The sequence below is a fragment of the Sporomusa sp. genome (assembly GCF_035561155.1).
Classification (GTDB): Bacteria; Bacillota; Negativicutes; order Sporomusales; family Sporomusaceae; genus Sporomusa.
This window is the reverse complement of record NZ_DATMYD010000012.1, coordinates 21,058-27,057: the sequence shown is the minus strand read 5'-3', so window position 1 is coordinate 27,057 and position 6,000 is coordinate 21,058. Positions and strand designations below refer to the sequence as shown.

The 6,000-nt window shown below is 45.4% G+C and carries 5 protein-coding genes; all 5 read right to left on the bottom strand.

All coding sequences use genetic code 11. The features are described 5' to 3' along the window. Positions 1 to 236: 236 nt before the first annotated feature. The 5 genes from VN447_RS02395 to VN447_RS02375 all read right to left on the bottom strand — a co-directional run bounded on the left by VN447_RS02395 (position 237) and on the right by VN447_RS02375 (position 5,982). Positions 237 to 1,070: an MTAP family purine nucleoside phosphorylase gene (locus VN447_RS02395; RefSeq protein WP_325522439.1), complete on the bottom strand. Its 834-nt coding sequence runs from the start codon at positions 1,068 to 1,070 to the stop codon at positions 237 to 239. Positions 1,071 to 1,103: 33 nt separating this feature from the next. Then, positions 1,104 to 2,174: a cyclic dehypoxanthinyl futalosine synthase gene (gene mqnC, locus VN447_RS02390; RefSeq protein WP_325522437.1), complete on the bottom strand. Its 1,071-nt coding sequence runs from the start codon at positions 2,172 to 2,174 to the stop codon at positions 1,104 to 1,106. A gap of 3 nt (positions 2,175 to 2,177) precedes the next feature. Then, a complete protein-coding gene (locus tag VN447_RS02385) occupies positions 2,178 to 3,005 on the bottom strand; it encodes a menaquinone biosynthesis protein (RefSeq protein WP_325522435.1) in 828 nt (275 codons plus the stop codon). Further along, positions 3,002 to 4,102: an aminofutalosine synthase MqnE gene (gene mqnE, locus VN447_RS02380; RefSeq protein WP_325522433.1), complete on the bottom strand. Its 1,101-nt coding sequence runs from the start codon at positions 4,100 to 4,102 to the stop codon at positions 3,002 to 3,004. The genes VN447_RS02385 and mqnE overlap by 4 nt, the downstream gene beginning before the upstream one ends. Before the next feature lie 620 nt (positions 4,103 to 4,722). Beyond that, on the bottom strand, positions 4,723 to 5,982 hold the full coding sequence (locus VN447_RS02375) for a saccharopine dehydrogenase family protein (protein WP_325522430.1): 1,260 nt from the start codon (positions 5,980 to 5,982) through the stop codon (positions 4,723 to 4,725). Between the last annotated feature and the right edge of the window lie 18 nt (positions 5,983 to 6,000).

Here is a 6,000-nt window from a genome sequence, read left to right as displayed (position 1 = left end):
GAGACTTAGCTTCAGGTGGGGTTTTAACCCCATCTGAAGTTTAGTCGACCTTATCCAGGGACTTAGCCGCTCGCCTGTGCCCTTTGGGTATAACTCCCGCCTATAGAGGACGGGAGTCTTAGAGCGGGTTAGTCATCGGATAATCCCAAAGTGACAATTGCTTTCGACAGTAGAAGATTTTTTCCTTCTAAGTGGCAATTGAGAATTACGAGGGACAAAGAGGCGAGCGGCAATAGCTATTCAGGTGCTCCGTAAACCTTCTTCAATAAGGTCGGTTTACGTAAATCAGCGCACCCACAGGTTTGCTTATCGTCAATTTCTTTTACTGTATTAAGGAGAATATGGCCGACAGCATGGGCGTCTTCATAAAATATCTGGCTGAGTTCACTATGCTGCCAGTCTTTAACAACACCCTCGCCGTAGTTTACTACCGTGTATAAACCTGCAAAACAGGCGCCAATCTCCCGTGCCAAATACACCTCAGGGCATAAACTCTGCCCGATGATATCAGCATGCCCTTTAAACATGGCCACCTCGGCCGGGCTTTCAAAATGGCGCCCATCGGTAACTACATATACGCCGCGCGTGAATACCCGGTTTAACGGCCGGGCCTGAGCAAAATGGATCAAGCTTTTCCGAAGGTCTGGGCATAGTGCTTGGCGCATAATCAACAGATAATGTCCCTCAAGTCCAATATCTTTACGCATCGATTGATCAATATAGTCAGAGGCCACTACAAAGTCGCGCGGATCAAGCAAGTGATTGACAGAGCCTACTCCGCCTTCAGCCAAGATTTTTTTAACACCCGCTTCACGGAACAACCAGAATAGTTGGCGCGAGGCATCTGCTCTGCTAACCCCAGTACGCCAGCCATGCATCCGGCAGGTCAGTACATTTCTACCATCAAGTTTAAATAATAGCAAGGGTGGTGTTTGTCCATAGGGAGTATCAAATATCAACTCGCGCGCAACAATTTCCACATCATCCCGCTTTAACTCCTGCGGAAAATCCATTGACAAGGTTCCTGATCCGCCGATTATGGCCACCTGGGCCAAAGGAATGTCCTTCATAAGTCCTCCTGAACTCTCCAAAATGAAGCTTTTTTAAAACATCCTGATAATATTATAGGCGGTATCCCGCTGCGCCGGGATTTTACCAGCGCCGCGAATTATATCCACCATATATTCTGTTGACATGTGATTAGCAGTACCAGCTGCGCGCACAACATTTTCTTCAAGCATAATACTGCCTAAATCATTAGCACCAAACGCAAGCGTTAACTGCCCAATGGACTGCCCCTGGGTAACCCAGGAACCCTGCAAATGTTTGATATTATGTAGGTAAAGCCGGGCTACAGCTAATGTCCGCAAATAATCCCAAGCCGAAACTTTCCCGCCACCCAACTCAGTATTTCCGGGCTGAAAGGTCCACATGATGAAGGCTCGAAAGCCGCCGGTCAATGCCTGTAGTTCCCGTACAACCCGCAGGTGGTTAATCCGCTGCTGATAGGTTTCTCCCATCCCTATTACCATGGTCGCTGTTGTTCCCATACCCAGCCTTTGCGCGGTTTCCATCGTGTTTAACCATTGCTGCACGGAAATCTTATCGGGGCTGACTCGTAACCGGACGGCATCGTCGAGTATCTCCGCACCGCCCCCGGGCAGGGAATCTAGCCCTGCCTTTCTTAGCCGGATAAGAGTCTCTTGAACTGTCAAGCGCTCCTTTTCCGCCAAATCGACAATCTCCGTTGGCGATAACGAATGAATTGTAATATCAAACCGGGCCTTAATGCCTCGTAACAATCTTTCGAAGTATGTCAGTCCCAGTTCAGGGTGCAATCCTCCCTGTAGCATTATCTGCGTACCGCCGGCAGCAATAGTCTCCTCGATTTTCTGATAAATGGTTTGATCATCAAGTAAATAGGCATCTTGGGCATCGGCCTGACGATAGAAGGCGCAAAACTTACACTTATTTGTGCACACATTGGTATAGTTGATATTACGATCAATAATAAATGTCACATGAGCATCAGGGTGTTGATGCTGCCGCATCAAATCTGCGGCTTGTCCCAATTCCCAAATGTCTGCATCCTGCAGCAGCAGCAGTGCTTCCTCGTCGGTGAGCGGGAATTTTTGCAATTCTCTATCCAGAATATGCCGCCAATCGGTACCCATTATTTATACCTCCAGAAAATCTAACTGCGGAATTTCGGCAATATAACCAAGAGCGTAAGCCCGGCGATAGTATTCCAAAAGACCGTTCTGATGGCCTGCATCAAAACCGTACTGCAGTGTCGTAAAATATTCCTGCAGAAACTCGGCACTGAACGTCTCCCACCGCGCCGCGTCTTTAGCCACTTGTTCTATATGTTTTTCGCTATAGCGCAGTGATCTTATAAAAACCCGGGCTACTTCACGGGCCACTTCGGGATTATCTGCCGCATAACTTCTGCGGACCGCCCAAACCGCAAAAACCATCTTAAGACCAGTAAGCTGCTTCCACTCCAATCCTAAATCATAGGCGTACAAGCCTTGGGGTACTTGATAGTGGATCTGCAAAGCAGGATCGCCAATGAGAAGAGCGGCATCGGCTTCCAGCAACATCGCTCCCAGATTTGGCGGCGATTCAAAACAGATGGGGTTAATGCCATACCTATCGTGCAATATGATTTTCATCAGGACTTGCGATGTCGCTGAGGTATTTGTAAGGGCTATGCGTTTGCCGTCCAATTCATGGATGGGAAGTTTACTGACAAGAAAGATACTTGTAACAGGGCCATCGCTCCCAACTGCAATGTCGGGAACCATCATAAATTCCCGCCAATGGCGAGCATATTCAATAGATGAAATTGGACAAATATCAAGTTTTTCCTCGATCAAATACCGGTTTAATTCAGTAGGTGTGCCTTTTATCAATTCTACATCCCATAGTGCATGGCTTTTTACCAGCCCATAATAAAGCGGCAGGCAATTGATAAACTGAATATGTCCCACCCGCGGTCTCATTCATTTTCCCCTTCACTGTGAACCTGCACTTCACCATACAATGTGTCACGTTCGACCGGTATATGTCCGGTTTCACGAATTAATGCAATAATATCTGATTTGGAAATTCCCAGTGCTGTTTTAGCCCCAGCCGAGTGAACGATTTTCTCTTCGACTACCGTGCCATCCAAATCATCGACACCGAAAGCTAAGGAGATTTGGGCAATCGAAACAGTCAACATAATCCAGAATCCTTTTATATGGTCAAAATTATCCAGCATTAAGCGGCTGACAGCAAGCATCTTAAGATTCGCCCAGGCTGTACTCTGTTTAACATTGTCCAATCCTGTGTTTTCCGGATGAAAAGGCAATGGGATAAAAGCTTGGAAGCCACCGGTCTCGTCCTGCAGCGACCTTAAGGTAATTAAGTGATCAATTCGCTCCTCCGGCGTCTCCACATGACCGTAAAGCATAGTGGCATTGGTATGCAACCCTAAATTATGGGCCGTGCGTGCCACCTCGATCCATTCGCTGGCGCTGGCTTTTTTCTCACATATCAGTCCCCGCACACGATCATTCAGTATTTCTGCGCCACCGCCCGGCATGGAGCTTAATCCGGCTGCTTTGAGAACTGTCAGTACCTCTGCTATGCTTTTACCGGATATTTTGGAAAAATGTACAATTTCCACCGCTGTAAATGCTTTAATGTGTAAGTTGGGGAACTCCGCATGGATGCTCTGCACAATATCTATATAATACTCAAAAGGCTTGTCCGGGTGAAGAGCGCTCACAATATGCAATTCTGTTAGTTCCGGCGCTTGCCTAACCGCGTCCCGCGCAATCGCCAAAGCTTTATCTTTATCCATTATATAGGCCTGCGGCGCGTCGGCATCACAGCCGAAGGCGCACAACTTACAACGAGCCACACAAACGTTGGTCAAATTAATATGCCTGTTGACATTATAAAATACTTTGTTTCCCGATTTACGGTGCTTTACGCCGTAAGCCAGTTTTCCAATCCGCAATAGCTCGTTAGACGCCAGTAAACACAATCCATCTTCCCGGGTAAGCCTTTCTCCGTTATGTACTTTTTGTTCAATTAATGCCAATTGATCCAAACAATCATCTCCTTAGCAGCAGCATAATAATATTTTTCGGCATTTAGCATATCAATATCTACATTTATAAACGTAAATAAAAGCTTTTTTCCAATTAGAATCAAAGCACTATTCATATCATATAAAAGTTTTAACGAAAGTGCAAAGGTGAATTGAATTCCGGCTTGGGACATGAAAGAAAAAAGCGCCGCGGTGGGCGCTAACACAGTATATTCATCTTTGAACCTATTTTGTGCTGTAGCTCTTTTTCTAACACACTTTTAAAAGACGTTTCTGATTTTTTCCTTTGAGAATACGCCGTTTGGGCATATTGGTCTTGTAGATGCGCTTTTTGACTAGGGAATACCGGGGCAACCTTCGTAACCTTCAACGCGATCACCTTCCATATTTTTCCTTTTAAATTCTACATCTGGAATAAATTTCCTTTTATTGATTTAATATTTTATGCTTTTTTAAAAATAAAAATAACCGTCACGCTGGATAAACGTGTCGGTTTTGTCAGTTCCCATCTTTACGATTTACTTGTTCCGCATTTTCCTTGATTAATAAATAAGCTATTATAAAAGACAAAACCTCCTGGGAATTACCAATCGGTATCCACAGGAGGTTTTCGTTTATAATCAAACAGTCTCTAAAGATTCAATGACCGGGGGCGCAAAGGTTGCAGGTGCTTCAATAACTTCGGTAGGCAAGCCCATTTTATCCAGCAGATCGATAAAAGGCTTGGGATCCAGTTCTTCTACATTCACCATATGCTTTACATCCCAGTCGCCACGGGCGACCAAAATAGCAGCCGCCGCTGCCGGTACCCCTGCAGTATAGCTTATAGCCTGGGATTCCACTTCCTGATAGCACTCGGCATGATCGCAAGTATTATAGATAAAGATTTCGCGTTTTTGATTGTCTTTGGTACCTGTGATGAAATTACCGATGCAGGTTTTACCAGTGTAGCTGATAGCCAGCGAGGACGGGTCTGGCAGCAACGCCTTTAGTACCTTAAGCGGCGCGATTTCCACACCTTCTGCTATTTTTACCGGTTTTTCCGAGGTAAGACCAAGATTGGTCAAAACAGAAAACACATTCAGATAATGATCGCCAAACCCCATCCAAAAACGAATAGAATTCGCGTTAATATTCTTGGACAAAGAATGCAGCTCGTCATGTCCTGTCAGATACACCGAACAATTTCCCACTACCGGGAAATCATAATCCACTCTGATGGAATGAACCTTTTGCAACACCCATTTACGATCAACCCAGGTCCATACTTTCCTAAATTCCCGGAAATTAATCTCTGGATCAAAGTTTGTGGCAAAATACTTGCCGTGGCTGCCAGCGTTAACATCCAGTATATCGATGGTATCAATCGTATCGAAATAGTCTTTTTGCGCCAACGCACACCATGCATTGACCACGCCGGGATCAAAGCCGATACCTAAAATTGCAGTAACCCCTTTGTCCTGGCACCGCTCCTTGCGTTTCCACTCATAATTGGCATACCATGGCGGATTCTCACAAACCTTGTCCGGGTCCTCATGGATCGCGGTATCCATATACACCACGCCTGTTTCGATGCAAGCCTCCAAGACCGACATGTTAATATAGGATTGACCCACATTAATAACTATTTCAGACTTAGTCTCTTTGATTAATTCAACCAAAGCTGGAACATCCATTGCATTTACTTCACGTGAGTATAGTTTTTTCGACGAGTCTTTCAAGTGATTTTTGCGCAGTACGCTTTCAATGATTGCGTCGCACTTTTGCTGGGTACGTGAGGCAATACAGATATCACCCAAAACATCATTATTCATCGCACATTTATGGGCTACTACATGACCCACGCCGCCAGCACCTACAATTAAAACATTTTTCCTCATTTCTTTCTCCTCTGCTAA